The organism is Bradyrhizobium ferriligni, from assembly GCF_056837965.1.
The window spans coordinates 79,483-105,033 of record NZ_JBXEJO010000002.1; the positions used below are offsets into that span (position 1 = coordinate 79,483).

The following is a 25,551-nucleotide window of genomic DNA, read 5'->3' on the forward strand; positions in this document are numbered from 1 at the left end:
GCGGAGTACTGGATGCCCCGCATGAAGCGGGGCATGACAGCGGAGGGTGGCGCTGCGAACGTTCACCGCGCCACGTGCGCAGAGACCGCGAGCCATTTGCCGTTCTGCCGCGCCCAGCAATCGGTGTAGCGGCCGCGCGCCGGCTCTCCGTCCGCGTTGGTGTAGCTGGTCTGGGCGTGGATGATGGCGAAATCGCCGAGGATGCGGATTTTGACGTCCTCGGCCTTCAGGCCCTTGATCTTCACCGGGATCGCCGTCTGCTTCAGGAAGGCAGCGCGGTCGACCAGGCTCTTGTCGGGATTGGTGCAGTAGAAGTCCTGCGCCAGGATCTCGTCGAAGCGCTTGACGTCGCAGTTCTGAACGGAGTCAACGTAGTCCTTGTTGAGCTTCGTCAGTTCCTCGAGATCGTTGCTCATTGATTTCCTCCTGGTTCTGCTGTCCGTCATTGCTGTGTCGGCGGCCGCCTCGATACCGTCATCCTGGGGAGCCGCGAAGCGGCGTCTCGAAGGATGTACGGCCCGGCTGGTGGCCGTCGACCCTTCGAGACGGCCGCTTCGCGGCCTCCTCAGGGTGACGGTGATGCGGCCTCCTCAGGGTGACGGTGATAAGGTCAGGCGCGCGTCATCGCTCTGCAATGATGCTTACCTAATCATCGAACATCTTCGGCGGCACGAAGCCGCCGAATTCGCGCTCGATCAGCTCGGCGAGCTTGAGCGGCGTGCGGTCCTCGAGCCATGGACCGACGATCTGTACGCCGACCGGCAGTCCGTCGGGCGCAAAGCCGGTCGGGATCGCAGTCGAAGGCAGGCCGGGCAGGGTCGCGATGCCGGGCCAGGCGAGCTGGTCGGTGTAGACGTGCGGCACACCGTCGATCAAAATCCGCCGCTGCTCCTGGTCGGGCGCATGATCGTGCGGATAGGCCGGCGTTGGCATGATCGGGCAGATCACCGCGTCGAACGACTTGAATAGCTCGCGCCATTGCGCGCGCAGCCGCGAGCGGGCGACCGTCGCCTGCACCCAGTCGCGGTGGCTGAGCGCGATGCCGCGCAGCCGCTCGGCCTGCAGGCTGGTGTTGCTGGCCGGCAGCGCGGCCGCCGCCGCGCAGGCGCCGGCATAGACCTCCGGCGGGAAGGTCGCGGCGAGGAACGACAGCAGCATCCGCATATAGAGACGCGAGGATGCCGCGAAATCCGGCAGCAGTGGGCTCGAACGCGATATCTTCGCGCCGGCCTTGTCGAGGTGGCTCGCGAGCTTGTCGATGCTGCCGCGAACCGCCTTGTCGGTCGGCAACACCGGATCGGTGTCGATCACGAGGATGCGGAAATCCTTCAGGCTGGCGTGGCGCGCCGCCGGCAGGTCGAGGCGATAGGCCTTGCCGGCGTCGAGCGGATCGGGCGCGGCCATCACGTCGAGCAGTAGCGACAGGTCGGCCGCGCCGCGCGCCATCGGGCCGGTCACCGCAAGGTCGCGCTCATAGATGATGGGCGGCGCCGGCGGCGCGGTGTGGCCGCGCGACGGCAGCAGTGCGAAGGTCGGCTTGTGCGCATAGATGCCGCAATGAAACGCCGGCACGCGGAGCGAGCCGCCGATGTCGGAGCCGAGCGACAGCGCGCCATAGCCCGCGGCGAGCGCCGCCGACGATCCGCCGGACGAGCCTCCCGGCGTGCGGCCGAGGTCGTAGGGGTTGTTGGTGGTGCCGTAGATCTCGTTGTAGCTCTGCCAGTCGGCAAGCCCGACCGGCACATTGGTCTTGCCGAGGATCACGCCGCCGGCGTCCTTCACCCGCTGAATCGACAGCGCGTCCTCGGTCGGGACAAAATCCTTTTGCGGCAGGAAGCCCCAGGTGGTCGGCAATCCCGCGACGTTGAAGGATTCCTTCACCGTCATGGGAATGCCGAGCAGCGGCCTGTGCTCGCCGCGCGCGATCGCGGCATCCGCGGCGCGGGCAGCGGCGAGGCCGCGCTCGAAATCGCGCACGCAGACCGCGTTGACCTTGCCGTCGTGGCGCTCGATGCGGCCGATCGCGTCCTGTGCGAGCTCGACCGCCGAGACCTCTTTGTTGTGCAGCGCCTGCGACAGGTCGACGGCGGTCTTGAAACTATATTGCGATCTGGCCACGGCGTGCTCCCGGTTTGTCGTTGGCGCAATGATGGGCAGTTTGGCTGCCGCCCGCAAGCGCTGTAGCCGTGACGTCGTCGCCGTGTTTGATCGGAATTGCTACGCCGCGCCGATCAGGATGCCGACCGCGAGCACGATCGCGCCGCCGAGCACGATCTGGAACACTGCCTGCAGGAACGGCGTGTCCATGTAGCGCGCGCGGATGAAGGCGATCGCCCACAATTCGAAGAACACGACGATCCCGGCGATCGCGGTCGCGATCCAGAATGCGTTCGGCCAGGCGTCGGGCACCAGATAGGGAATGGTGTGGCCGAGCCCGCCGAGTGTCGTCATCAAGCCGCAGGTCAGGCCGCGTAGCCAGGGCGAGCCGCGGCCGGTCAGCGAGCCGTCATCGGACAGCGCCTCGGCAAAGCCCATGCTGATGCCGGCGCCGATCGAGGCGGCAAGCCCGACCAGGAAGGTTTGCCAGTTGTGATGCGTGGCAAAGGCGGCGGCGAACAGCGGCGCCAGGGTCGAGACCGAGCCGTCCATCAATCCGGCAAGGCCCGGCTGCACATATTGCAGCACGAACATCCGCCGCCGGGTGCGGTCTTCCTCCGCGCGCACGTCGGGCTTGAGGATCTCGCCGGTTAGCTTCACCGCGAGCTTCTCGTGGCCCTTCTCCTCCTCGGCAAGATCGCCGAGCAGCCGGCGCACGCCGACATCCTCGGCCTTCTCGGCCGCTTTGGCATAGAAGCGCTCGGCCTCCAATTCCATGGTCTCGACTTCCTTGCGGATGGTGTCGAGCGGCAGGTTCTTGGTCAGCCAGATCGGGCGCCGGCGCAGGAAGCCTTTGACGTCCTCGCGCCGGATCGGCGGCAGATGCGCCCCGAAGCGCTGCTCGTAGGTTTCCAGCAGCCGGTGGCGATGGCCGCGCTCCTCATCGGCCATCTCCTCGAAAATCTTGGCGGTGTCGGGATAGCGCTCGGCGAGATCTTCCGCGAACGTCATGTAGATGCGGCTGTCTTCCTCCTCGGAGGCGATCGCGACCGCCAGCACCTCGCGCTCGGTCAGATCGGCGAAATTCTTCACGGCAACGCCTTGTCCACTGAGTTTAGAATTAGAATAGTTCTAAACTATACGGTTGCACGGGAGCCGGGTCAAATCCGGATCGGCCCGGATTCGCTGCCGCAGCACCGGCAAGCCGCGCGGGTTGAGCGAAGAAAACGCGTGAGATCAACGGGATGCGACGCGACGGCCGAGCGGGCGTTCAGCGCTGCGCGCCGGCCTCTCGCAGGAATGTGAGCAGCAGCCGGCTCACCGCATCGGGCTGTTCCTGCTGCACCCAATGGCCGGCGCCGTCGACCAGATGGCAGCCGATCATGTTGGTGCAGGCTTTCGTCTGCATCGCCTCGAACACGCCGGGCCGCTGATAGGTGCCCCAATCCTGCTTGCCGGAAATGAAGGCCGACGGCTGGCCGATCGTGCGGCCGCTCCAGGTCTGCAGTTCCGGGACGAACGCGCCCGAGGTGCCGCAGCGATACCATTGCAGCCCACCCTGGAATCCCGTGCGCTGATATTCGGCGCTGTAGTAGGCGAGCTCGCTATCCGGCAGCCATGTGTTGGCGGCGATCGCCTCGCGTGACGGCATTTCCTCGGCGACGGTCGCGGCCATGTCCTTGGCGAGATCCATCACGTAATAGGTCGGCAGTTTTGCCAGTTCGCCCGCCGACCAGGACTGCAGCGGATACGGCTTGTTGTCCTTCCAGTCCGCGCTCTTGTGGTGGTAATAGGCGCGCAGGAAGTCGTGCACGCCCTGCGGTGCGCGATGCATGTCGTCATTGGCCGGGCGCGTCGAATAGTACCATTGGTAGTGCTTGCGCGGCCGCGGCAGCGCGGCGAGTTCGCGATGCACGGGGTCTTCGGTCGCGGGCCTTGCCGGCGCGCTCGCGGTGTTGAACGGCAGCGACGGCGGCCCCGAAAATGGCGCGCTCATCATCACCACCGCGCGGAACACGTCGGGCCGGATCAGCGCGCACCACGCCGCGACCGACGAGCCGAAATCGTGCCCGATCACCGCATCGACGTGCTTGTAGCCGAACGCTGCAACCAGCCCGAGCGCATCGCGCACCAGATTTGGCAGGCGGAACGACGCGAGATCGCCGTCATACTCCGCGCTCCAGCCTGATGTGCGGCCATAGCCGCGCTGGTCCGGCGCGATGACGTGATAGCCGGCAGCGGCGAGCCTCGGCATCACCTTGCGCCAGGAAAACGCCAGCTCCGGAAAGCCGTGCAGCAGCAACAGGCAGGGCCGGCCGGATGTTTCAAAGCCCGCTTCCAGCACATGCATGCGCAGGCCGTTGATGCCGTCGACATAACGCGAGCGGATGGTGGAGGGGAGCGGAACGTCGGGGAGGGCTTCCATTGTGCAGATCACCTGTTGGGCATCGCCGCAGAACCAGCGCATTTGGCTGTATGCTGACGGTCATTGTTGAACGATAGCAATTTTGCCCAGGGGATGCATACCGCATGCGCCACGCGAAGATTGCAGAGCTGCCCGGCCAGATGTCGCGTCTCGGTTTGACGATCGTGGCCGCAAGCCTGCTGCTGATCTCGGCGGTGCGTGCCGCCGATATCAAGCAGCTGACCGAAAAACTGCCGCACGCCTATATCGGCGAATTCCAGTGGGACGGCGACAACACCGTGCAGAACATCGTCATCACGTTCGACAAGGTGAGGGCCTTGAACGAGCAGAACGCGGAAGCGCTCGGCTGCGGTTCATACGAGGTCGGCCGTCGCGTGACCAAGATCGGCGTCCAGATGTTCATCCGGCTGTCCGATCTCGAGGTCGAGATCTTCGAACGCTCACCCGATGGCAGCGGGGCGTTCGAAACCGACGGCAGTCACCGCGGCAAGCTGTCGGAAGATTTTCAGCAGATCGATGCGCAATGGACCACCACGGCATCAGGCAAGCACGGCCAGCTGCATTTGCGTGCCGTGGCGTCTGCTGCGTGTGAGCCAGCGGCGGAGTTGTAGGAGTGGGTCAGCAGAGCGGGCGGGCTGGGCTGCGTGCGCTCTTCATCCTCCCCTGGAGGGGTCGAGACGAGCGGAGCTCGCTCTGGGATCGGTTCGCATGAAACGCGAACCGAGGTGGGGTAACTGTCCGTCCACTCAGGCGCTGCCCGTGTTGAGAGATCACCCCACCCCGTCTCAAATCTCGCTTCACTCGTTGTGAGCCGACCCTCCCGGGGGAGGGTGAAGCGCGGCTATGCCTTGACTGGAGCCTTCGGCCAATAGCGGTCGCGCAAATGCCGCTTCACCAGTTTTCCGGTCGGCGTGCGCGGCAACTCCTGCTCGAAGTCGATGCTCTTCGGGCATTTGATCGGCGACAGATGTTGCCGGCAGAACGCGATCAGCTCGGCCTCGAGTTCCTTGCCGGCCCTGGTGATGTCGTGCGGCTGCACCACGGCCTTGACCTCTTCGCCCATCTCTTCGTTCGGCACCCCGAACACCGCGACGTCGGACACCGCCGGATGCGTGATCAGCACGTCCTCGGTCTCCTGCGGGTAGATGTTCACGCCGCCGGAGATGATCATGTAGCTCTTGCGGTCGGTGAGATAGAGGAAGCCCTCTTCGTCGAGGTAGCCGACATCGCCGAGCGTCGACCAGCCCTTGGCGTTGTAGGCCTTCTTCGTCTTCTCGGGATCGTTGTGATAGGAGAACGCCGGAGCGTCGGCAAAAAAGACCTGACCGATCTGGCCGGTCGGCGCTTCCTCGTCGTTCTCGTCGAGGATCTTGACTTTGCCGACCACGGCGCGGCCGACCGTGCCGCGGTGGGTGAGCCATTGCTGCGAGGTCGAGACCGTGACGCCGTTGCCTTCGGAGCCGGCGTAATACTCGATCAGGATCGGTCCCCACCACTCGATCATCTTCGCCTTGACGTCGACCGGGCAGGGCGCCGCGGCGTGGATCGCGCCCTTCAGCGACGAGACCTTGTAGCGGCTCCGCACTTCGTCGGGCAGCTTCAGCATGCGCACGAACATGGTCGGCACCAGCTGCGACTGCGTCACCTTGTGCTTCTCGACCTGCTTCAGAAATTCCTCGGCGTCGAAATGCTCCATGATGACGGAGGTGCCCCCGAGCACGGTCGCCATCATGTTGAAGCGCAGTGGGGCTGCGTGATAGAGCGGCGCCGGCGACAGATAGACGCTATCGGCGTTCATGCCGCACATGTCTGCGGTGAGAATCCGCAGGAACGGGTTCGGCACGTCGATCCGGTTGCCTTCGAACTGCTTCTTGATGCCCTTTGGCCGGCCGGTGGTGCCGGATGAATACAGCATGTCGTAGCCCGCGACCTCGTCGGCAACCGGCGTGGTCGGCTGCGCGCCGGCTTCCTTGTCGTAGGAGCGGAAGCCCGGTGCGGGCTCGTCCATCATGTAGAACAGCGGTTCGCCTGCCTCGCCCTTGATCAGGCCCTTCACCTTGTCGGCGCATTGCGGGGTGGTGATGAACACCTTCGCTCCGCAGTCCTTGATGATGTAGGCGATCTCTTCTTCCGTCAGATAGCGGCTGATCGCCGTGTAATAGAGACCCGAGCGCTGCGCGGCCCAGCAGATCTCCATGAAGGCAAGCCGATTTTCCATCAGCAGCGCGATGTGGTCGCCGGCCTTCAGGCCGAGCGAGCGGAACAGATGCGCGCCCTGGTTCGAAAGCTCGTCGAGCTCGCGATAGGTGATCGCCTTGCCGCTGCCCGCCATCTGGTAGGCGATCTTGTTCGGATGGGTACGCGCGTGGATCGACGGATGGGTCATTGTGTTTCCTCAGGGCATCAAAAGTGGTCGTCCCCGCGAACGCGGGGACCCATAACCACCAATTTTTCTTGTTGGACTGAGTTGTGGCCCCAGCCGCGCTTAACCACGGGCGTTTGTGGTTATGGGTCCCTGCTTTCGCAGGGACGACACCTATTGCGTGGAGGCTGCGTGCCTCGTTTCTCGCGACGTTACAATCGTTCGACAATCGTCACATTCGCCATGCCGCCGCCTTCGCACATGGTCTGCAGGCCGTAGCGCTTGTTGCGCTGCTTGAGGGCATGCAGCAGCGTCGTCATCAGCTTGGTGCCGCTGCCGCCGAGCGGATGGCCGAGCGCGATCGCGCCGCCATTGACGTTGAGCCGGGCCGGATCGGCGCCGGTGGTCTTTAGCCAAGCGGTCGGCACCGAAGCGAAGGCCTCGTTGACCTCGAAGAGATCGATGTCGTCGATCTTCATGCCGGCCTTCTGCAGCGCGCGCTGGGTTGCCGGCAGCGGCGCTTCCAGCATGATCACGGGGTCGCCGCCCATCATGGTGAGGTGATGGATGCGCGCCATCGGCTTGACGCCGAGCGCCTTCAAGCCCTTCTCGTTGACGACCATGACGCCGGAGGCGCCGTCGCAGATCTGGCTGGCGCTGGCCGCGGTGAGCTTGCCGTTCTCGGCGATCAGCTTGACGCCCTTGATGCCGTCGAGGCTGGCGTCGAAGCGGATGCCTTCGTCGATGTGATGGGTGTCGGTCGAGCCGTCGGCGCGGGTGATTGTCACCGGCACGATCTCGTCCTTGAAATGGCCGGCCTGCGTTGCCGCGATCGCGCGCTGATGGCTGTTATAGGAGTATTCGTCGAGCTCGTCCTTCGACAGGCCGTACTTCTCGGCCATCATCTCCGCGCCGGTGAACTGGCTGAAGACGATGTTGGGATACTTCGCCTCGATGCCCGGGCTCTTGTAGTGGCCGAAGCCGTTCTTGGCGGGCAGCGAGGAGGCGAGGCCCATCGGCACGCGGGTCATCGATTCCACGCCGGCGGCGATCACGCAGTCCATCGTGCCAGACATCACCGCCTGCGCCGCGAAGTGTAGCGCCTGCTGCGAGGAACCGCACTGGCGGTCGATCGAGGTCGCCGGCACGCTCTCCGGCAGCTTCGAGGCCATCACCGCGTTGCGCGCGATGTTGGTGGATTGCTCGCCGGTCTGCATCACGCAGCCCATGATGACGTCCTCGACCTGCGCGGGGTCGGCGCCCGATCGCTCGACCAGCGCATCGAGCACGGTCGCGGCCAGATCGGCCGGATGCCAGCCGGCGAGACGCCCTCCCTTGCGGCCGCCCGCGGTGCGAGCGGCGGCGACGATATATGCCTCGGCCATGTCTGATCTCCCTGATGTTTCCGGATTGGGCGGTCTGAAAGTTGGGCCGGATTTAAGGGGCGGCTCAGCATTTAGTCAATCAATCAATTAACTCTTGAGTGCGACCCCGCCATGGGCTTATGTGCGGCCTCGATTTACCGTCGAACCCTGACACTGAGCGGGACCAGAGCGCAGTTGAATACCAGCGTACCGACGAAACTTCCGGCCGGCAAAAATGCCACCGCCGACAAGCTATTGGTCGCAGCCAGCGAGCTGATGATCGAGCGCGCCTCCATCGAGGTCTCGCTGTCCGACATCGCGCAGAAGTCGGGCGTCAACGCCGCCCTGGTGAAATATCATTTCGGCAACAAGGACGGGCTGTTGCTGGCGCTGTTGGCGCGCGACGCCGCCACCGAGATATCGCAGCTCGAATATCTCATCAGCCAGCCGATCACGCCGTCCGCGAAACTGCGGCTGCATATCGGCGGCATCATCCGCGCCTATCACCAGTTCCCCTATATGAACCGGCTGATCCATTATCTCCTGCACGAGAGCTCGCCTGCCGCCGCGAACGAGGTGTCGAAATTCTTCGTCGCGCCGCTGTTGGATTTTCACCGCCGGCTGCTGGCCGAAGGCATCAAGGCCGGCGAATTCCGCAAGATCGATCCGGTGCTGTTCTACACCAGCCTGATCGGCGCCTGCGATCATCTGTTCTTCGGCCGCCACGCGATGTCGCGCGCGGTCGGCGTCGGTCCGGTCACCGACGAGGTCTGCCGCGAGTACATCAAGCATATGGAAGCCTTGATCTTCGGCGGCGTGCTCAATCCCGACAAGGAAACGGCAGAAGTCGCCGCCGGATAACAAGTTCGAAGTCTAGAGAAGAAACGCCCAAGGAAAGGTTGTATCCATGCAGTTGAAAGACGTTGCCGTTCTCATCACCGGCGGTGGCTCCGGCCTTGGCGCCGCAACCGCGCGCGCCATGGCCGCCAAGGGCGCCAAGATCGGCGTGATCGACCAGAACAAGGAAAACGCCGAGAAGGTCGCCGCCGAGGTGAAGGGCGTTGCGCTGCATGCCGACGTCACCGACGAGGACGCGATCAAGGCGGCGATTGCCAAGGCCGAGGCCGCGCACGGCATCGCGCGCGTGCTGATGAACTGCGCCGGCATCGGCGGCTCGCAGCGCATCGTCGGCAAGGACGGCGTCTATCCGCTGGCGAAGTTCGTCCGCATCATCAACGTCAATTTGATCGGCACCTTCAACGTGCTGCGGCTGTTCGCCGAGCGGCTGGCGACCGAAGCCCCGATCGGCGAGGAGCGCGGCGTCGCGATCAACACCGCGTCGGTCGCGGCCTATGAAGGCCAGATCGGCCAGATCGCCTATTCCGCCTCGAAGGGCGGCGTCGTCGGCCTCACGCTGCCGGCGGCGCGCGACCTCGCCAGCCTGAAGATCCGCGTCAACACCATCGCGCCGGGCCTGTTCCTGACGCCGCTGCTGATGGGTCTCAACGAGGAAGCGCGCAAGAGTCTCGGCGCCCAGGTGCCGCATCCGGCCCGCCTCGGCGATGCCTCAGAGTACGGCAACCTAGCCGTCCACATCGTCGAGAACCCGATGCTCAACGGCGAAACCATCCGCCTCGACGGCGCCATCCGTATGGCCCCGCGCTAACGACGAATTCCGCCTGCTTACCCTCCCCCCCTTGCGGGGGAGGGCGGCAGCGAAGGCTGCCGGGAGAGGGGTTCTCTCCGCGGCCACCCCTCTCCGAAGCGAGCACGTGGCACCGCCGCGCTTGCCCTCTCCCGCAAGGGGAGAGGGCGCAATAACAGGCACCGCATCCGCAAATGCAGGAGTAACGCGTGTCTCAGCCGCTGCTGATCGAACATCACGACGGAACAGATTGGGTCACGCTCAATCGCCCCGAGAGCCTCAACGCGCTCGATCCTTCATTGATCGACGCGCTCAACGTCTACTTCCAGGGCTTGCAGCGCAATCGCGACACCCGCGTCGTGGTGCTGAAGGGCGCCGGTGCGAATTTTTGCGCCGGGCTCGACCTCAAGCACGCGATGGCGCGCCGCGGCGGGCAGGCCGAGCCGCCCGGCGTCACGGAGTCGCTGGACTCGCAGCGCCGCATTGCCGACATCGTGATGCTGATGCGGCGCGCTCCGCAGCCGATCATCGCGCTGGTGCAGGGCGCGGCCGCCGGCGGCGGCTTCGCGCTGGCGCTCGCGGCCGACATCCGCATCGCGGCGAAGAACGCGCGGATGAATTGCGCCTTCATCAAGCTCGGTCTCGGCGGCTGCGACATCGGCACCAGCTATTTCCTGCCGCGCCTCGTCGGCGTGTCGGTTGCTTCCGAATTGATCCTCACCGGGCGCTTCATCCATGCCGACCGCGCGCTTGCGGTCGGCCTGGTGTCCGAGGTGGTCGAGGCCCGCGATCTCGATGCTGCGGCCAATCCTTATGTCGAGGCGATGATGACGGCCTCGCCGGTCGGTCTCCGCCTCTCGAAGGAATGCATCAACATGAGCGTCGATGCCGGCTCGATCGAGGCCGTGATCGCGATGGAAGATCGCAATCAGGTGCTGTGCAGCCGCTCGGAAGATTTCCAGGAAGGCATCAGGGCCTTTCTCGAGAAACGAAAGCCTGTCTATATCAGGCGCTGAGAACAGATCCTCAAAAGGACAAGAATTCCGGGAGACGCAAAATGGATGGAGACGCGGCGATGCTGACGAAACCTGCCTTTCGCAAGGTGGATTGGCTCGCACGTGACATCGCGGTCGAGCGGCGCGCCGACGGCGCCGTCGTCCTGAAGTCGCGGATTCCGCTCCAGGCCTACGAGACGCATATTCCGGCCTATCTCGCCAAATGGGCGGCGCAGGCGCCGGAGCGGATCTGGCTCGCGCAACGCGGCGGTCCCGACCGGCAGTGGCGCAAGGTCTCCTATGGTGAAGCCAAGCGCACCGTCGATGCGCTGACGCAAGGCCTGCTCGATCTCGGCGTTGGCGACGACCGGCCCGTCGCGATCCTGTCAGGCAATTCGATCGAGCACGCGCTGATGACGCAGGCCGCGATGCAGGCGCGGCTGCCGGCCGCGCCGGTGTCGCCGGCCTATTCGCTGATGAGTCAGGATCATCTCAAGCTCAAATATCTGTTCAACCTGATCAAGCCCGCCGTCGTAATGGTGCAGGACGGCCCGACCTTCGAGAAGGCGTTGAAGGCAATCGATCTCACCGGCATCACGGTCGTCCACGTCCTGCGTCCCTGCGAGGGCATCAGGAGCGCGGCCTTCGCCGACCTTGCGGCAACGCCGGTGACGGCTGCGGTCGGCGAGTCCATCGCGAAGATCACGCCCAGGACCGTCGGCAAGCTGCTGTTCACCTCGGGCTCGACCGGCATGCCCAAGGCCGTCATCAACACCCAGGAGATGATGTGCGCCAACGCGGCGATGATGATGCAGGTGCGCCCGCGTGAAACGGAGGGACCGATCCCGACGGTGCTCGACTGGATGCCGTGGAATCACACCATGGGCGGCAACGCTGCGTTCAATCCGGTGCTGGTCGACGGCGGCACGCTCTATATCGACGACGGCCGGCCGATGCCGGGCCAGCTCGAGGAGACCATCAGGAATCTGCGCGAGGTGTCGCCGACCTATTACGCCAACGTGCCGGCCGGCTATGCCGCGCTCGCCGCCGCGATGGAGAAGGACGAGGCGCTGTGCGCGAGCTTCTTCAAGAACCTCTCGATCATGGCCTATGGCGGCGCGCGGCTGCCCGACGATCTCTATGACCGCATGCAGGCACTGGCGGTGAAGACCACGGGCGAACGCATCGTGTTCTACACCGGCTGGGGCTCGACCGAGACCGCGCCGACCTCGACCGGCACTTACTGGGACACCGAGCGTGTCGGCCTGATCGGCCTGCCGTTCCCCGGCGTCGAGCTGAAGATGGTGCCGTGTGGCTCGAAATTCGAACTGCGGCTGCGCGGCGTCAACGTCACGCCCGGCTATTTCGGCCAGCCGGACCTGACGGCAAAGATGTTCGACGAGGAAGGCTTCTACTGCATCGGCGATGCCGGCGTGTTCGTGAACTCCGAAGACCCGCTGCAGGGCATCATCTTTGCCGGCCGCGTGGTCGAGGATTTCAAGCTGACCACCGGCACCTTCGTCCATGTCGGCTCGCTGCGCACCGATGCAATCGCCGCCGCGACGCCGGTCGTGCACGACGCGCTGGTCGCGGGGCAGGATCGGGAGTTCATCGGCCTGCTGTGCTGGCCGAACCTGCATGCCTGCCGCCAGCTCGTCGGCAGTGCCGATGCCAGCTACGAGGACGTGATCCGGCATCCCGAGGTGGTCGCGTGCCTGAAGAAGGGCTTGCAGGCGCACAACGCTTCCACCACCGGCAGCAGCATGCGCATCGCGCGTGCGATGCTCATGGTCGAGCCGCCGTCGATCGACGGCAACGAACTCACCGACAAGGGCTACATCAACCAGCGCGCCGGCCTCGAACGCCGCGCCGCACTGGTCGAGAAACTGTACGCCGGCAAGCCCGGCGACGACGTGATCATCTTAAACTGACCGTAGGATGGGTCAAACGCAGCGAAACCAATCATCTCCAACCAGGCACAGGATGGGTATCGCTTCGCTCCACCCATCCTGTGAACAACAACAGCAACGCGGGTAAGTGCCATGAATTTCGATTTCTCCGACGAACAGAAGCAGATGCGCGACGAGGCGCGGAAATTCCTCAGCGAACAGTGCCCGCCGAAAGCCGTACGCGAGGTGCTCGACGGCAAGGCGCCTTACGACAAGGCGTTGTGGAAGGGCCTCGCCGAGATGGGCTTCCTCGGCGTCGCGATCCCGGAACAGTTCGGCGGTGCGGGCGCCGGCCATCTCGAGCTCTGCGTGATCGCGGAGGAAATGGGCCGCGCGCTGGCGCCGGTGCCGTTCTCCTCCACTGTCTATCTCGCCGCCGAAGCGATTCTGCTCGCAGGCAGTGACGCGCAGAAGCAGAAGTGGCTGCCGAAGATTGCCGCCGGCGAAGCCATCGGCACGCTGGCGCTGTTCGAGGGCAAGGGCAACCCGTCGCCGAACGCGATCAAGGTGACGGCCAATGGCGGCGCGCTCAACGGCGTCAAGAAGCCGGTGCCGGATGGCGCGATCGCCGATTTCGCCGTTGTCGCCGCGCGCACCGGCTCGAGCGGACGCGAGTCCGATATTTCCCTGTTCATCGTCGATCTCAAGGCCGGCGGCGTCGAGGTCAAGTCGCTCACCAACATCGACCTGACCCGCGGCCAGGCCGAATTCACCTTCAAGGATGCGAAGGCCGAGCCGCTCGGCGCTACCGGCGAGGGCTGGAGCGTGATCACCCAGGTGCTCGATCGCGCGGCCGTGTTGACGGCGTTCGAACAAGTCGGCGGCGCCGACCGCGCGCTGGAGATGGGCCGCGATTATGCGCTCGACCGCATCGCGTTCGGCCGTCCGATCGGCTCGTTCCAGGCGGTCAAGCACATGCTGGCCGATATGTATGTGTCGGCAACCCTGGCGCGCTCGAATTGCTACTACGGCGCCTGGGCGCTCTCGACCAATGCCGGCGAATTGCCGGAAGCAGCAGCCGCCGCGCGCATCAGCGCAACGCAAGCGTTCCAGCACTGCGCCAAGAACAATATCCAGGTCCATGGCGGCATGGGCTTCACCTGGGAGTTCGACTGCCACATGTACTACCGCCGCGCCAATGCGGTGGCACTCGGCCTCGGCAGCCTGTCCTATTGGGAAGACGCGCTGATCGATCGCATGCGCAAGAAGAACGCGGCGTAACCGTTGGTGATTTGTAGGATGGGTAGAGCGCAGCGAAACCCATCATGACGCGGGTGGTCCAAGAGATGGGTTTCGCTTCGCTCTACCCATCCTACGACGCCGGCGAAGGATGACAGACCATGAATTTCGACGACACCCCGCAGGAGGCCGCATTCCGCGCCGAGGCGAAAGCCTGGATCGCGGCCAATGCGCCGAAGCAGTATGAGGACGAGCTGCGCAAGGCCTCGCTCGGCCGCGTTGCGCTCAAGGGCGCCAACATCCTCGAGGTTGCAAAGGCCTGGCAGAAGAAAAAGGCCGACGCCGGCTGGGCCTGCCTGCATTGGCCGAAGGAGTATGGCGGCCGCGGCGCCTCGCCGATCGAGCGCGTGATCTGGCAGCAGGAGGAGGGGCCGTTCGGCCGCCTCAGCTCGATGTTCATCATCGGTCACGGCATGTGCGGCCCGACCATGATGGCGTTCGCCGGCGAGGAGCAGAAGCGCAACTATCTGCCGCCGCTCGCCTCCGGCGAGAAAATCTGGTGCCAGCTGTTCTCCGAGCCGGCCGGCGGCTCCGACGTCGCCGGCCTGCGCACCCGCGCCGAGAAGCACGGCGAGGAGTGGGTGATCAACGGCCAGAAGATCTGGACCTCAGGCGCGCATTATTCCGACTACGGCATCTTGCTCACCCGCACCGATCCGACCGTGCCCAAGCACAAGGGCCTCACCATGTTCTTCCTGGACATGAAGAGCCCGGGCGTCGAGGTCCGGCCGATCAAGCAGGCGAGCGGCGCCTCCGACTTCAACGAGGTCTATTTCACCGACGTGCGGATTCCGGACTCGCAGCGGCTCGGCAATGTCAATGACGGCTGGAACGTGTCGCTGACCACGCTGATGAACGAGCGGATGTCGATCGGCGCCGGCGTCGCCACCGGCTTCCCCGAGCTGTTCGACTATTGCAGCAGCCTGATGCTGGAGGATGGTCCCGCGATCGAGAATCGCGGGGTGCGCTCCAAGCTCGCGAACTGGGCGGTGAAAGCGAGCGGGCTGAAATACACCAGCATGCGCGCGATCTCGGCGCTGTCGAAGGGCGAGCGTCCGGGACCGGAGAATTCGATCGGCAAGCTGGTCGCCGGCTCGATGATCCAGGACGTCGCGACCTATGCGCTCGATCTGCAGGGCGCGGCCGGCGCGCTGAACGGGATCGAAGATGCCGAGATCGCCGGCAAATTCCAGGCGATGCTGCTGCGCGCGCCGGGCACCCGCGTCGAGGGCGGCACCGACGAGATCATGCGCAACATCATCGCCGAGCGCGTGCTGGGCCTGCCCGGCGACATCAGGGTCGACAAGGACGTTCCCTTCAACAAGATCCCGACCAAGGGAAGAGCTTCATGACCTCATCCTGAGGGGCCGCGCAGCGGCGTCTCGAAGGATGAGGCCCCAGTCGGGCCGCATGGTTCGAGACGGCGCAAGCGCCTCCTCACCATGAGGGGAAACAGTGACACTAGGATCGTAAAAGAGGTTCGCCATGAATTTCGATGACACGCCGCAGGAAGCCGAGTTCCGCGCCATCGCCCGTAAGTGGATCGCGGCCAACGCGCCGAAGGAGTTCGAAGAGGAGCTCTCGAAGTCGTCGCTCGGCCGTATCAGGCTCGCCAGGCACGACATGGTCGAGGTCGGCAAGGCCTGGCAGAAGAAGAAGGCGGAGGGCGGCTGGGCCTGCCTGCACTGGCCGAAGGAATATGGCGGCCGCGGCGCCACCCCGATCGAGCGCGTGATCTGGCAGCAGGAAGAAGGCGTCTACGGCAAGCTGACCCAGCCGTTCCAGATCGGCGAGGGCATGTGCGGCCCGACCGTGATGGCCTGGGGCAGCGAAGAGGCCAAGCGCCGATATCTGCCGAAACTCGCCTCCGGCGAGGAGATCTGGTGCCAGCTGTTCTCGGAGCCGTCGGCCGGCTCCGACGTCGCGGGGCTTCGCACCCGCGCCGAGAAGAAGGGCGACAACTGGGTCGTCAACGGCCAGAAGATCTGGACCTCAGGCGCGCATTACTCCGACTACGGCCTGTTGATCGCGCGCACCGATCCGAATGTGCCGAAGCACAAGGGCCTCACCATGTTCTTCCTCGACATGAAGAGCCCCGGCGTCGAGGTCAGGCCGATCAAGCAAGCCAACGGCATGCAGGAGTTCAACGAGGTCTATTTCACCGACGTGGTGATCCCGGACAGCCAGCGGCTGGGGGCGGTCGGCGAGGGCTGGAGCGTGTCGCTGACCACGCTGATGAACGAGCGCATGTCGATCGGCGCGCGGCTCGCCACCGGCGTGCCCGAGATGTTCGAGTTCTGCTCCAGCTTGATGCTGGAGGATGGTCTTGCGATCGACGATCCGGCGGTGCGCTCCAAGCTTGCGAGCTGGGCGGTGAAGGCGAGCGGGCTGAAATACACCAGCTACCGCGCCATCTCGGCGCTGTCGAAGGGCGAGCGACCGGGGCCGGAAAACTCCATCGGCAAGCTCGTCTCCGGCCTGATGCTGCAGGATATCGCGACCTATGCGATGGACCTCGAGGGCGCGGCGGGCAGCCTCACCGGCACCGATGAGGAGCAGGCCAACGGCCAGTTCCAGCAGATGCTGCTGTCGTCGCCCTCGATGCGCATCGCCGGCGGCACTGACGAGATCCTGCGCAACATCATCGCCGAGCGCGTGCTGGGCCTGCCCGGCGACATCCGCGTCGACAAGGACGTGCCCTACAACAAGATCCCGACCAAGGGGCGCTGAGCATGGATGCCACCACCAAGCCGCGTTACGCGACCGAGGACCGCATCGGCGCGCTCGAGGAATTGCTCAACGAGCGCTACTCGGTGCGCGCGTTCCAGCCGCGCGAAGTGCCGCGCGATGTCATCGAGCACATTCTGTCGACCGCGCAGCGCACCGCGTCCTGGTGCAACAGCCAGCCCTGGCAGGTGCTCATCGTCTCCGGCGAGGCCAAGGAGCGGTTTCGCAAGGCGATCTATGCGGAGGCCTCGCGCGGCATCGCCGAGGATTACGACTTCACGCCACCGCGCGAATATGTCGGGGTCTACCTGGAGCGCCGCCGCGAAAGCGGCTTCCAGCTCTACAACACGCTCGGCATCGCGCGCGGCGACAAGGCGGCCTACGCAAAACAGGCGTTGGAGAACTACAATTTCTTCGGTGCGCCGCACATTGCCGTGATCCACACCAACGAGCCGCTCGGCATCTATGGTGCGATCGACTGCGGCGGCTATGTCTCGAATTTCATGCTGGCGGCGCAGGCGCTCGGGCTCGGCACCATCCCGCAGGCGGCGATCGCGCGCCATTCCGGGCTGATCCGCCGTCATTTCAACCTGGCCGACGATCGCCGGGTTGTCTGCGGTATCTCGTTCGGCTATGCCGATCACGCGCAAAAGGTGAACAGCTACCGCACGTCGCGTGCAACCGTGGAAGACACTGTCACATTCGTCGATGTATAATTTCCTCAAGGCGGGAAGGTCGGTTCACCCCCCGCCGAGGACAAGAAAAGCTACAAAGAAACGACAAGAACAAAAATGGCGAATAACGCCTCCCTGACGCCGGCTGAGATCAGCTGGCAGCTGCACCGTCTGCCTGCGCTCGAGCGCGACGCGTTCATCGCCGCGCATTATCTGGGCCAGCAGGTCGCCTGGAAGACCCGCTTCTTCGACGCGATCGACTGGGGCGCGGGCTCGGTGCTGCAATTCAGCTTTCTGCAGCGCGGCTGGCATCGCCATTCGCGGCTCGACAATCCGATCTATGCCTATCTCGACATCGAGCAACATCCGGAAACGCGCGGCCTGCGTCGCGGCCGCCGGATCGATCTCGAGGGCACGATCAAGGGCGTCGACTTCGTGACCGGGATTACGCTGACGCTGGATCGGTTCGAAATCCTGCCGGTGAATTTTTTCGACCGCTTCGTCATCAGCTCCGACAGCCGCTACTAGCAAGCAGCGAACCGCAGACTCTGCTCCACCTCGCCCCGCGCGCGGCGAGAGGTCGGAACGCATCGTTAGATGCGTTCCGGGTGAGGGGGAGCCTCAGCAAGCGCAGCTATCACCGTATGCGCGGAGACAGCCCCTCACCCCAACCCTCTCCCCGTAAGAACGGGGCGAGGGAGCGCACTGCTCCTGCGACTCCATTCAACCCAATCTCATCGCGCTTTAGCGCCCGCCACTGCGCGGCGCGGCGGCGCCTCGGCATAGCGGGCGGCCATCGCGCCGGTCAGCTCGGCCATCTTCTCGCGCAACTCTTGCGGCGCGACCACCTCGGCCTCGGCGCCGAGCCGCAGCAATTCGGTCGCCGCGTGCCACACCGTCTTGCCGACCGGCATGGTGGCGAGCCGCCAGCCGTCGGCGTCGGTGCCATCGGTGAGCCGCATCCGCGCCTTGACGTAAGGGTGCGCCAGCGCGTCGAACAGTTTCAGCCCGAGCGGCGACAGCCGCACCGTGGCCCCGTTCGGATGCAGCTCGGCCTCCAGCCGCTCGATCGAGGCGCCCCAATAGGCGGCGAGGTCGAACTCCGCGGGTCGCGCGAACGGCGTCTCCAGCGTCGCGCAGTCCAGCACGCGTGCGACGCGATAGGTGCGCACATTGCCGTCGACAAGGCCGGCGAGGTACCAGCTGCCGCCCTTCAGCACGAGGCCGAGCGGCGCCACGCGCCGCCGCTTCTCGGCCTTCCAGCTCTGGTAGCGGATCTCGAGCATGGTCTCGCGCAGCACGGCGCCGGCGATGGCGCGCAGATGCTTCGGCTCCTCGGTCTCGCCGAACCAGCCGGGCGCATCGAGATGGAAGCGCTGCTGCATCCCTCTCGCGCTGGGCCGCAGGTTCTCCGGCAGCGCCGCCATCAGCTTGGTCTGCGCCGCCGCCATCGCGGCATCGAGGCCGAGCGCGGCGGCGGGCCCCGGAAGTCCGGCGATGAACAGCGCCTCGGCCTCGCCCTGCGACAGGCCGTTGAGCCGCACGCGATAGCCGTCGAGCAGACGATAGCCGCCCTCGGCGCCGCGGTCGGCATAGACGGGAACGCCGGCGGCGGCGAGCGCGTCGATGTCGCGATAGATCGTGCGCACCGAGACCTCGCAGGCTTCCGCCAGCTCAGGCGCGGTGACCTGCCCCCGTGCCTGCAGGGTGGTGAGGATGGAAAACAGCCGGCTCGCGCGCATGGCCAGATCATACCTGACACAAGATGTCAGGTATAGGCGGACATAAGGAGGCCATGCCCCCGACGGCGCAAGGAGACCCGCCCATGACCACCACCACCGACCGCATCACGCTGTATTATTCGCCGCAGAGCCGCGCCACCGGCACCCGCGTGCTGCTGGAGGAGCTCGGCGCGCCCTATGATCTGCACGTTCTCAACATGAAGGCGGGCGAGCAGCGCAAGGACGCCTATCTCGCTATCAATCCGCTCGGCAAGGTGCCGGCGATCCGCCTTGGCGACGCGCTGGTGACCGAACAGGTCGCGATCTTCATCTATCTCCCCGATCTGTTTCCGCAGGCCGGCCTGACGCCGGCGCTGACCGACCCGCGTCGCGGCCCGTATCTGCGCTGGATCGCCTATTACGGTTCCTCGTTCGAGCCGGCCGTGATCGACCATTTCATGAAGCGCGAGCCGGCGCCGATCACGCAGTCGCCCTATGCCGATTACGACACCATGCTGGGCGCGCTGGAGGCGCAGCTGGCTAAGGGGCCCTATCTGCTCGGCGAACAGTTCACGGCGGCGGACATCCTCTGGGGCATCGCGCTCTCTTGGACCATGATGTTCGGCATCGTGCCGAAAAGGGACGTGTTCGTCCGCTATGCCGAACGCATCGCCGCGCGCCCGGCTTTCCAGCGGATATCGAAGGCCGACGACGAGATGACGGCGCAGCATGCGGCGGCCGCCGGAGTGTGATACGGATCGGGCCGATGGCGAAAGTCCTGCACAGCACCAACTGCTTCAACACCCTGATCCGCGTTGCCGAGGATTGTCCGGCGCAGCGCGGCGAGGAGCCGCAGCCGCGCGGCGGCCAGCCGACGGTTGCCGTGCTGCAATACCAGATGATCGCGGGCGCGCCATACAAGTACACCTCCGACGACGTCGTGTTCGCGACGTCGGCGGCCGGCCGCGCGCTCGATGCGAAAGCCGCGAAGAAGGCGCGCAGCCTCGTCCGCGAGACGTTCTTCTCGCGCGGCCAGGCCTGCATGCGCGCCTCGCCGCTCGGCAAGCGCTTCGGCTGGGGTGTCCATGCCGACGCCGAGGGCCGCATCGCGCTCTACGCCGTCGACAGCAAGCGCTACCAGGCGCTCGCCCGCGACCCGGAGATCGCGCAGACGCGCGCGATGCGAAGCAAGCGGGCGTGAGGTGACTTAGTCTAGTGAGGGTGGCGCCACGGCTGGCGCATTGCTAAATCCGTCATCCTGAGGTGCGAGCGGAGCGAGCCTCGAAGGATGCACGGCCACCAGCCGGGCCGTCGGCCCTTCGAGACGCGCGTTCCGCGCTCCTCAGGGTGACGGGACTGATAGGTCAAAACCTCGGCGCCCGCTTCTCGGCGAAGGCCTTGATGCCTTCCTTGATCTCGTCGCCGCGCATGCTGTCGCGGTGGCGCTGGTCGGCGGCGGCCGCATCCAGCTCGCCACGAGCGAATTCGTTGATTGCGCGCTTCATGCCGGCCATCGCCTTGGGGGCATTGCCCGCCAGGATCGTCGCGAGCTTGTCGACCTCCTCGTCGAGCAGGTCGAGCGGCACCATCGCGGTGAGGTAGCCGATCCGCAGCATCTCCGGCGCCGTGATCCTTTGCGCGGTCAGGAACAGCATCTTGGCGTTGTCGACGCCGAGCCGCGTGACGTAGCGCTGGATGCCGCTCTTGTAATAGTGCAGCCCGAGCCGCGCCGCAGGCATGAACATCTCGGCGCTATCGACGCCGATGCGGAAGTCGCAGGCGAGCGCGAGGTCGGTCGAGCCGCCATAGACGCCGCCATTGAGCCGGCAGATCGTCGGCACGCTCAAATCCTCGAGGCGGTTGACCACGACCTCGAACGCCGAGCCCGCGCTCTGCTGCTCGCTCGCGCTCACCGCGCGCTCGGCCACCGAGTTGAGGTCGTAGCCGGCGGAAAACGCGCGGCCGGTTCCGGTCAGCACCAGCACGCGGATCGCAGGATCGGCCTCGATCCGGTCGAACAGTTTCAGTAGCTCGCCGAGGTCCTCGGCCTGCAGGCGGTTGAGATGCTTCGGCCGGTTGAGGCGGATCGTTGCACGCGCGCCCGCGATTTCGAGCAAGGGTCCGCTGGCGGTGTCGGCCGCGTCAGCCATCTTGGTCTCCATCATTGATTCTCACGTTCGCGCCGCTTCGCCTCGGCATCGATGGTCTCGGCGAGATCGGGATGCCTTGCCATCAACAGGCGGAAATCGACCAGGTCAAGCACCAACAGCTTGGTCACCTTGCTGGTTGCGACGCTGGCGCCGCGCTTTGCGTTGCCGAGCAGTGCCATCTCGCCGAAGAACTCGCCTTCGCCGAGCTTCACCTTGCGTCCGGGCAGGTCGACCTCGACCTCGCCGGCGGCGACGAAATACATGCAGTCGCCATTGGTGTCCTTGCGGATGATCATGGTGCGCGGCGGCAGGTCCATGGTCCGCAGCACCTGGGTGACGTCGGCGATCGCGGCCGGGCCGAGATGCGCGAAGAACGGCACCTTGCTGACGGTCTCCCAGGTTCTCAAAAAATTGTCGCGGCGGGTTTCGGCGGCAAAGCCGGTCGCCAGGATACCGGTCCACAGCCCGAACACGCCGAGGCCCGAGATCATCACCATGGCGGCGACCACGCGGCCGAGCGGGGTGATCGGCACCACGTCGCCATAGCCGGTCGTGGTCAGCGTCACCACCGCCCACCACAGCGCCGCCGGCACGCTGCCGAAGGTCTGCGGCTGGACGTCCCGCTCCAGGAAATATTCCGCGACGGAGGCCAGGAACACCACCATCAGGAAGATCACGAGCACGCTGAGCAGCGGCCCCGACTCCACCACCAGCACGCGCCGGAGCTGGCGCAGGCCGGGAATGCCCGGCACCACCTTGAGCACCCAGAGCACGCCGAGCAGCCAGGCGGTTTTCGGCTCGACGCCGGACAGCAAGGCCACCGGCACGGCCAGCGCGCCGATCGCATCGACGATGCCGGCGCTCGACAGCGCGTAGAACCAGAATTTGCCCTGCCGACCCATGTGGCGCAGCCGCACCAGCCATTCGAACACGAAATAGGCAAGGCAGGCCCACAGCAGCGCATCGACCCAGCCCGGCGCCGCGTCATGGGTCGGCGCGACCGTCAGCAGCGTCATCGTGGCGACGCCGGCCGCGACCGCGACATAGGCTGCCGTGGTCATGTTGCGGCCGGCGGTGGCGGAAACGAAGCGCGTCAAAGCCGGAAGGACGAGCCGCTTGGACATCGGAACGGAGCTTGCCTGTCGGTGAACTTCTGGAATTGAGGCCCTGCGAACCGCGGAGCCGATGGCACAACGTGCCTCTCCCGGTTGAGGCCGTCAACGCGCAGGCCGTGGCGGCATGATCGCTGGGGAAGACGACCGCATCTGTTGGACGAAAGGCCTAACCATGTTGGCCCGTTTTTGCGCCCGCGAATGTGAGAAATCGAACAAATCGTCGCTTTTTCCCCGTATATCAGGGATGCTGGTCGCTGATGCGACCCGGGCCGGAATGAAGCGACTAATAAGACGATCTTATTCACTTCTTGAGCATTGGCTGGTTTCCGATGGATACCTCACATCTCGCGCAGCACGCCGGCGCTGCCGGCAGTCTCTTCGCTTCGATCTTCGTGGTCGCCACGCTGTCAATGCGCACCATGATCCCGTTGCGCGTCTTCGCCATCCTGACCAACATCATCCTGATCGCGACCGCCGTCCCGACGCACAATTATGCGACGCTGATTCTGCATGCCGTGCTGCTGCCGGTGAACACCTATCGGCTGCACCAGATGCTGCAACTGGTCCGCAACGTGAAGAAATCGGTCAGCAGCGATCTGTCGATGGAATGGCTCAAGCCGTTCACGACGGAACGCAAATGCACCGCGGGCGAAGTCCTGTTCTACAAGGACGAGAAGGCCGACAGCATGTTCTACATTGTCAGCGGCCGCTTCCGCCTGGTCGAATCCGGCATCGAGCTGCCGGTCGGCGCCCTCGTCGGCGAGTTCGGCATGCTGTCGCCGTCGAACACGCGAACCCAGACGCTGGAGTGCGTCGAGACCGGCATGGTGCTGTCGGTGACCTATGACCAGGTCGAGCAGCTCTACGTCCAGAACCCGGCGTTCGGCTTTTACTTCCTGCGCCTCGCCAGCGCCCGCCTGTTCCAGAATATCTCGACGCTCGAGCAGCAGCTCGCGCAGCACACGACCCCACAGGTTGCGGAGCCAAAACCTGCATGAGCCCCGTGACGAGTTCTGGAGGCGCCGCAGTGCCGGATGACGACGGTCTCCTGGCTTCGCTCCGTTACCTCTTTGCCGACATCATCGGCGATGAGGACGAGGGGCCGCCGGTGCTGCCCGACGCCTGCCCGGACCATCTCGGGCCGGCCGTCACCAAGGCCATCGATCTGTTGATCGCCTATCAGAGCACGAGCTACGCCCAGCTCTATATCGACCGGCTCAAGCGCTTCGCCGGCCGCCGCGGCGTCGATGACGCCCTGCTTGCCGAGATCGCCCGCCTGATGGCGGGGCGCATGGCCTATGAGGACGCGATCCGCATCGCGCAGCTCAAGCTTGGCGAAGTCAATGCGGTGGGCGGCCTTGCGGCGCGCTCGGCCGACGACGTCAAGAAGTTTCGCCTTGACGAGTTGATCGACGCCTTGCCGGCGGTGGTCGCCGATCCGGTGCTCGGCGTGCTGGATCAATTCGGCTGGCGGCGTCGCCGGGTCTCGATTCGCTTCAGCGCCAACAACCGCTTCAGCGTTCGCCGGCTCAGGATCGAGGCGGGCCTGAAGCGCTGGCGGCTGTTCTCGGGACGCTATGCCAGGGAACGCGTCTGGGTCGAGCGTTGGCTGCACATGATCGATCGCAGCCTGACCAAGCAGCCGAGCGCCGCCCCGGCGGTCGTGCAGACCGCGACCATGATCCAGGGTTACGGCGATCCCTACCGCCAGGGCATCGCGGACTGGCACGTGATCATCGACGGGCTCGCCAAGCCGACCTTCGACGGCGTGCTCGTGCTTCCCGATCTTGCCGACGCCATTGCGGAAGCGCGCGCCGCCATCCTGCCCGATCCGCGGCAGGCAGCGCTGAAGCGCAAGGTCGCGGAGATTCGCGCGCGGGCGCCGGCGGTTGAGTCGCATTGAACGAGAGTGCTTGACCCGTCATCCCCGCGCAAAGGCGAAGCCTTTGTCGCTGGAGGTGTGAGCCTTGCGGCGCAATTGCGCCGCTGGGCGAGCCTCGAAGGATGCACGGCCACAGGCGGGCCGTCGATCCTTCGAGACGCGCGTTCCGCGCTCCTCAGGATGACGGTGACGGGCTCGAGTGCGTTGCATTCCCGCTCTCTACCGCTTCACATGCGGCGGCTCGTCGTAGCCGCGGCGGCTGGAATAGAACAACAGGCCCATCAGGCCGATGCAAACCGCAGCCAGAAGCGCAATGCCGATCGTGAACACCACGATGCCGTAGGTCGGTACCGGAGCGTCCACGGTCAGGCCTTCATAGGCGTAGGCGCCGACGGCGGCCAGAAAGGCCAGCAGGCCGATGCTGATTGCAATGCGCATGCGTAGCTGCCTCTGCTGAGGGCCGAGGGCAACAGGGCAATTGCGCCGGTTATCCCGCCGCGGCGGTGGCCTTGGCCAGCGCCTGCTGTCCGGCTTCGGTCAGCTCGGAGAGCGTCGTCCTGCCGTTCTTGGCGCATTTGATGATGTATCTGGCAACGCGGCGGCGGGTGTCATGTTCCTCGCCGTGAGGTGCGTCTGCGCAAACGCGATCGAGCGCAGCGTTCATGGCGAACAGCGTGCGTGAGTCAAACCGTTCCTCGATCATCGCAGCTCTCCTTTGCGACTCGCGGCTACTTGCGGAACGTCAGCCACTCGCTGACTTCCATCACAGTCTCGGTCTGTCTGGCCTTCTTCATCAGCGTTTCGCGTTCCCGTCCCGGCGGCAGCTTGCGTGCCGCAATGCGCGAATCTTCGGCGAATTTCTGCAAGCGGTTTTCGAACGATCCGGGAGGCCGCGACCTGTTGCGCTTCTTCTTGATCATGCCGTCTCCGAGCTGGAACCAGCAATACTAGGCTTGTTCCCCGGATGCCGTCGTTAACCCATGACATCGGGCGAATTGAAAAAACACGCGCCCAAAGTCGCGACCAAAAATCGCGACCAAGGATCGGGACCAAGGATCGCGCAAGACCGCAGGAACGATCTTCGGCGCTCTGCGTAACACCCGTGCGTTCGCTGCTTTGCTCCCCGAAAGGCGGTGGACCACTCCGGTGACGGGCCTCGGCGAATTTGATCGCCGGGGCCCGCATGTCTTCAAGCAAGGCAGCCAA

At 65.3% G+C, this 25,551-nt stretch carries 26 protein-coding genes; 14 read left to right on the forward strand and 12 right to left on the reverse strand.

Annotation, left to right across the window (positions count from 1 at the left end; genetic code table 11):
- Nucleotides 1–62: 62 nt before the first annotated feature.
- The 4 genes from AC1VNY_RS01400 to AC1VNY_RS01415 all read right to left on the reverse strand — a co-directional run bounded on the left by AC1VNY_RS01400 (nt 63) and on the right by AC1VNY_RS01415 (nt 4,522).
- Entirely contained in the window at nt 63–416 is a 354-nt protein-coding gene (locus AC1VNY_RS01400; RefSeq protein ID WP_304497567.1) for a nuclear transport factor 2 family protein, read from the reverse strand.
- Between the two features lie 229 nt (nt 417–645).
- Nucleotides 646–2,118 carry an amidase gene (locus AC1VNY_RS01405; protein WP_482403822.1) on the reverse strand — a complete coding sequence of 491 codons (1,473 nt, stop codon included), beginning with the start codon at nt 2,116–2,118 and terminating at the stop codon, nt 646–648.
- A 99-nt stretch (nt 2,119–2,217) separates the two neighbouring features.
- Nucleotides 2,218–3,189, reverse strand: coding sequence for an iron exporter MbfA (mbfA, locus tag AC1VNY_RS01410; protein WP_028339122.1), 972 nt, complete (start codon nt 3,187–3,189; stop codon nt 2,218–2,220).
- Between the two features lie 178 nt (nt 3,190–3,367).
- Nucleotides 3,368–4,522 carry an alpha/beta fold hydrolase gene (locus AC1VNY_RS01415; RefSeq protein ID WP_482403823.1) on the reverse strand — a complete coding sequence of 385 codons (1,155 nt, stop codon included), beginning with the start codon at nt 4,520–4,522 and terminating at the stop codon, nt 3,368–3,370.
- Nucleotides 4,523–4,626: 104 nt separating this feature from the next.
- On the opposite strand from AC1VNY_RS01415, the gene AC1VNY_RS01420 reads away from it, so the two are divergent.
- Nucleotides 4,627–5,133, forward strand: a complete 507-nt coding sequence (locus AC1VNY_RS01420) for a hypothetical protein (RefSeq protein ID WP_482403824.1) — start codon at nt 4,627–4,629, stop codon at nt 5,131–5,133.
- A gap of 230 nt (nt 5,134–5,363) precedes the next feature.
- Here the strand turns inward: AC1VNY_RS01420 and AC1VNY_RS01425 are convergent, their stop codons facing one another.
- Nucleotides 5,364–6,908, reverse strand: a complete 1,545-nt coding sequence (locus AC1VNY_RS01425) for an acyl-CoA synthetase (RefSeq protein WP_482403825.1) — start codon at nt 6,906–6,908, stop codon at nt 5,364–5,366.
- A 188-nt stretch (nt 6,909–7,096) separates the two neighbouring features.
- On the reverse strand, nt 7,097–8,269 hold the full coding sequence (locus AC1VNY_RS01430; RefSeq protein ID WP_304497562.1) for an acetyl-CoA C-acetyltransferase: 1,173 nt from the start codon (nt 8,267–8,269) through the stop codon (nt 7,097–7,099).
- Nucleotides 8,270–8,380: 111 nt separating this feature from the next.
- On the opposite strand from AC1VNY_RS01430, the gene AC1VNY_RS01435 reads away from it, so the two are divergent.
- The 9 genes from AC1VNY_RS01435 (at nt 8,381) to AC1VNY_RS01475 (ending at nt 18,005) form a co-directional block, all read left to right on the forward strand.
- On the forward strand, nt 8,381–9,109 hold the full coding sequence (locus tag AC1VNY_RS01435; protein WP_375763797.1) for a TetR family transcriptional regulator: 729 nt from the start codon (nt 8,381–8,383) through the stop codon (nt 9,107–9,109).
- Between the two features lie 46 nt (nt 9,110–9,155).
- Nucleotides 9,156–9,914: an SDR family NAD(P)-dependent oxidoreductase gene (locus tag AC1VNY_RS01440; RefSeq protein WP_016847447.1), complete on the forward strand. Its 759-nt coding sequence runs from the start codon at nt 9,156–9,158 to the stop codon at nt 9,912–9,914.
- Nucleotides 9,915–10,102: 188 nt separating this feature from the next.
- Entirely contained in the window at nt 10,103–10,909 is an 807-nt protein-coding gene (locus tag AC1VNY_RS01445; RefSeq protein WP_482403826.1) for an enoyl-CoA hydratase/isomerase family protein, read from the forward strand.
- 41 nt (nt 10,910–10,950) lie between these two features.
- Nucleotides 10,951–12,819 (forward strand): AMP-binding protein, encoded by a 1,869-nt coding sequence (locus tag AC1VNY_RS01450; RefSeq protein ID WP_482403827.1) that lies wholly within the window; start codon nt 10,951–10,953, stop codon nt 12,817–12,819.
- A gap of 111 nt (nt 12,820–12,930) precedes the next feature.
- Complete coding sequence (locus AC1VNY_RS01455; protein WP_482403828.1) at nt 12,931–14,058, forward strand: acyl-CoA dehydrogenase family protein; 1,128 nt, start codon at nt 12,931–12,933, stop codon at nt 14,056–14,058.
- 119 nt (nt 14,059–14,177) lie between these two features.
- Nucleotides 14,178–15,428, forward strand: a complete 1,251-nt coding sequence (locus tag AC1VNY_RS01460; RefSeq protein ID WP_482403829.1) for an acyl-CoA dehydrogenase — start codon at nt 14,178–14,180, stop codon at nt 15,426–15,428.
- 133 nt (nt 15,429–15,561) lie between these two features.
- Nucleotides 15,562–16,806: an acyl-CoA dehydrogenase gene (locus AC1VNY_RS01465; protein ID WP_482403830.1), complete on the forward strand. Its 1,245-nt coding sequence runs from the start codon at nt 15,562–15,564 to the stop codon at nt 16,804–16,806.
- Between the two features lie 2 nt (nt 16,807–16,808).
- The gene (locus AC1VNY_RS01470) at nt 16,809–17,519 is read left to right on the forward strand and encodes a nitroreductase (protein ID WP_482403831.1); all 711 of its coding nucleotides are present in this window, start codon (nt 16,809–16,811) and stop codon (nt 17,517–17,519) included.
- A 75-nt stretch (nt 17,520–17,594) separates the two neighbouring features.
- Nucleotides 17,595–18,005: a hypothetical protein gene (locus tag AC1VNY_RS01475; protein WP_028339111.1), complete on the forward strand. Its 411-nt coding sequence runs from the start codon at nt 17,595–17,597 to the stop codon at nt 18,003–18,005.
- A 206-nt stretch (nt 18,006–18,211) separates the two neighbouring features.
- On the opposite strand, the gene AC1VNY_RS01480 is transcribed toward AC1VNY_RS01475, so the two are convergent.
- Nucleotides 18,212–19,219: a helix-turn-helix transcriptional regulator gene (locus tag AC1VNY_RS01480; protein ID WP_482403832.1), complete on the reverse strand. Its 1,008-nt coding sequence runs from the start codon at nt 19,217–19,219 to the stop codon at nt 18,212–18,214.
- An 83-nt stretch (nt 19,220–19,302) separates the two neighbouring features.
- Here AC1VNY_RS01480 and AC1VNY_RS01485 point away from each other — a divergent pair, with 83 nt between their 5' ends.
- Both AC1VNY_RS01485 and AC1VNY_RS01490 read left to right on the forward strand, forming a co-directional pair.
- The gene (locus AC1VNY_RS01485) at nt 19,303–19,950 is read left to right on the forward strand and encodes a glutathione S-transferase family protein (protein ID WP_482403833.1); all 648 of its coding nucleotides are present in this window, start codon (nt 19,303–19,305) and stop codon (nt 19,948–19,950) included.
- Nucleotides 19,951–19,964: 14 nt separating this feature from the next.
- Nucleotides 19,965–20,399, forward strand: a complete 435-nt coding sequence (locus tag AC1VNY_RS01490; RefSeq protein ID WP_482403834.1) for a DUF6157 family protein — start codon at nt 19,965–19,967, stop codon at nt 20,397–20,399.
- Between the two features lie 163 nt (nt 20,400–20,562).
- Here AC1VNY_RS01490 and AC1VNY_RS01495 read toward each other — a convergent pair whose 3' ends face one another.
- Both AC1VNY_RS01495 and AC1VNY_RS01500 read right to left on the reverse strand, forming a co-directional pair.
- Nucleotides 20,563–21,348, reverse strand: a complete 786-nt coding sequence (locus AC1VNY_RS01495; RefSeq protein ID WP_482403835.1) for an enoyl-CoA hydratase/isomerase family protein — start codon at nt 21,346–21,348, stop codon at nt 20,563–20,565.
- An 11-nt stretch (nt 21,349–21,359) separates the two neighbouring features.
- Nucleotides 21,360–22,472, reverse strand: a complete 1,113-nt coding sequence (locus AC1VNY_RS01500) for a cyclic nucleotide-gated ion channel (protein ID WP_482403836.1) — start codon at nt 22,470–22,472, stop codon at nt 21,360–21,362.
- A gap of 320 nt (nt 22,473–22,792) precedes the next feature.
- On the opposite strand from AC1VNY_RS01500, the gene AC1VNY_RS01505 reads away from it, so the two are divergent.
- Nucleotides 22,793–23,461 (forward strand): Crp/Fnr family transcriptional regulator, encoded by a 669-nt coding sequence (locus AC1VNY_RS01505; RefSeq protein ID WP_482403837.1) that lies wholly within the window; start codon nt 22,793–22,795, stop codon nt 23,459–23,461.
- 29 nt (nt 23,462–23,490) lie between these two features.
- Nucleotides 23,491–24,366 carry a DUF6537 domain-containing protein gene (locus tag AC1VNY_RS01510; RefSeq protein ID WP_482403838.1) on the forward strand — a complete coding sequence of 292 codons (876 nt, stop codon included), beginning with the start codon at nt 23,491–23,493 and terminating at the stop codon, nt 24,364–24,366.
- 198 nt (nt 24,367–24,564) lie between these two features.
- On the opposite strand, the gene AC1VNY_RS01515 is transcribed toward AC1VNY_RS01510, so the two are convergent.
- The 3 genes from AC1VNY_RS01515 to AC1VNY_RS01525 are packed head-to-tail and all read right to left on the reverse strand — an operon-like array spanning nt 24,565 to nt 25,265.
- Nucleotides 24,565–24,783 (reverse strand): hypothetical protein, encoded by a 219-nt coding sequence (locus tag AC1VNY_RS01515; protein ID WP_482403839.1) that lies wholly within the window; start codon nt 24,781–24,783, stop codon nt 24,565–24,567.
- Nucleotides 24,784–24,832: 49 nt separating this feature from the next.
- The gene (locus tag AC1VNY_RS01520) at nt 24,833–25,048 is read right to left on the reverse strand and encodes a hypothetical protein (RefSeq protein ID WP_028339102.1); all 216 of its coding nucleotides are present in this window, start codon (nt 25,046–25,048) and stop codon (nt 24,833–24,835) included.
- A gap of 25 nt (nt 25,049–25,073) precedes the next feature.
- The gene (locus tag AC1VNY_RS01525) at nt 25,074–25,265 is read right to left on the reverse strand and encodes a hypothetical protein (RefSeq protein WP_038384855.1); all 192 of its coding nucleotides are present in this window, start codon (nt 25,263–25,265) and stop codon (nt 25,074–25,076) included.
- Nucleotides 25,266–25,551 lie beyond the last annotated feature (286 nt).

Coding starts and splice junctions, on each gene's coding strand:
- AC1VNY_RS01400 (WP_304497567.1), bottom strand. CDS start 416: ATGAGCAACGATCTCGAGGAACTGACGAAGCTCAACAAGGACTACGTT.
- AC1VNY_RS01415 (WP_482403823.1), bottom strand. CDS start 4,522: ATGGAAGCCCTCCCCGACGTTCCGCTCCCCTCCACCATCCGCTCGCGT.
- AC1VNY_RS01420 (WP_482403824.1), top strand. CDS start 4,627: ATGCGCCACGCGAAGATTGCAGAGCTGCCCGGCCAGATGTCGCGTCTC.
- AC1VNY_RS01425 (WP_482403825.1), bottom strand. CDS start 6,908: ATGACCCATCCGTCGATCCACGCGCGTACCCATCCGAACAAGATCGCC.
- AC1VNY_RS01430 (WP_304497562.1), bottom strand. CDS start 8,269: ATGGCCGAGGCATATATCGTCGCCGCCGCTCGCACCGCGGGCGGCCGC.
- AC1VNY_RS01435 (WP_375763797.1), top strand. CDS start 8,381: ATGGGCTTATGTGCGGCCTCGATTTACCGTCGAACCCTGACACTGAGC.
- AC1VNY_RS01440 (WP_016847447.1), top strand. CDS start 9,156: ATGCAGTTGAAAGACGTTGCCGTTCTCATCACCGGCGGTGGCTCCGGC.
- AC1VNY_RS01450 (WP_482403827.1), top strand. CDS start 10,951: ATGGATGGAGACGCGGCGATGCTGACGAAACCTGCCTTTCGCAAGGTG.
- AC1VNY_RS01455 (WP_482403828.1), top strand. CDS start 12,931: ATGAATTTCGATTTCTCCGACGAACAGAAGCAGATGCGCGACGAGGCG.
- AC1VNY_RS01460 (WP_482403829.1), top strand. CDS start 14,178: ATGAATTTCGACGACACCCCGCAGGAGGCCGCATTCCGCGCCGAGGCG.
- AC1VNY_RS01465 (WP_482403830.1), top strand. CDS start 15,562: ATGAATTTCGATGACACGCCGCAGGAAGCCGAGTTCCGCGCCATCGCC.
- AC1VNY_RS01470 (WP_482403831.1), top strand. CDS start 16,809: ATGGATGCCACCACCAAGCCGCGTTACGCGACCGAGGACCGCATCGGC.
- AC1VNY_RS01475 (WP_028339111.1), top strand. CDS start 17,595: ATGGCGAATAACGCCTCCCTGACGCCGGCTGAGATCAGCTGGCAGCTG.
- AC1VNY_RS01480 (WP_482403832.1), bottom strand. CDS start 19,219: ATGCGCGCGAGCCGGCTGTTTTCCATCCTCACCACCCTGCAGGCACGG.
- AC1VNY_RS01485 (WP_482403833.1), top strand. CDS start 19,303: ATGACCACCACCACCGACCGCATCACGCTGTATTATTCGCCGCAGAGC.
- AC1VNY_RS01490 (WP_482403834.1), top strand. CDS start 19,965: ATGGCGAAAGTCCTGCACAGCACCAACTGCTTCAACACCCTGATCCGC.
- AC1VNY_RS01495 (WP_482403835.1), bottom strand. CDS start 21,348: ATGGCTGACGCGGCCGACACCGCCAGCGGACCCTTGCTCGAAATCGCG.
- AC1VNY_RS01500 (WP_482403836.1), bottom strand. CDS start 22,472: ATGTCCAAGCGGCTCGTCCTTCCGGCTTTGACGCGCTTCGTTTCCGCC.
- AC1VNY_RS01505 (WP_482403837.1), top strand. CDS start 22,793: ATGGATACCTCACATCTCGCGCAGCACGCCGGCGCTGCCGGCAGTCTC.
- AC1VNY_RS01515 (WP_482403839.1), bottom strand. CDS start 24,783: ATGCGCATTGCAATCAGCATCGGCCTGCTGGCCTTTCTGGCCGCCGTC.
- AC1VNY_RS01520 (WP_028339102.1), bottom strand. CDS start 25,048: ATGATCGAGGAACGGTTTGACTCACGCACGCTGTTCGCCATGAACGCT.
- AC1VNY_RS01525 (WP_038384855.1), bottom strand. CDS start 25,265: ATGATCAAGAAGAAGCGCAACAGGTCGCGGCCTCCCGGATCGTTCGAA.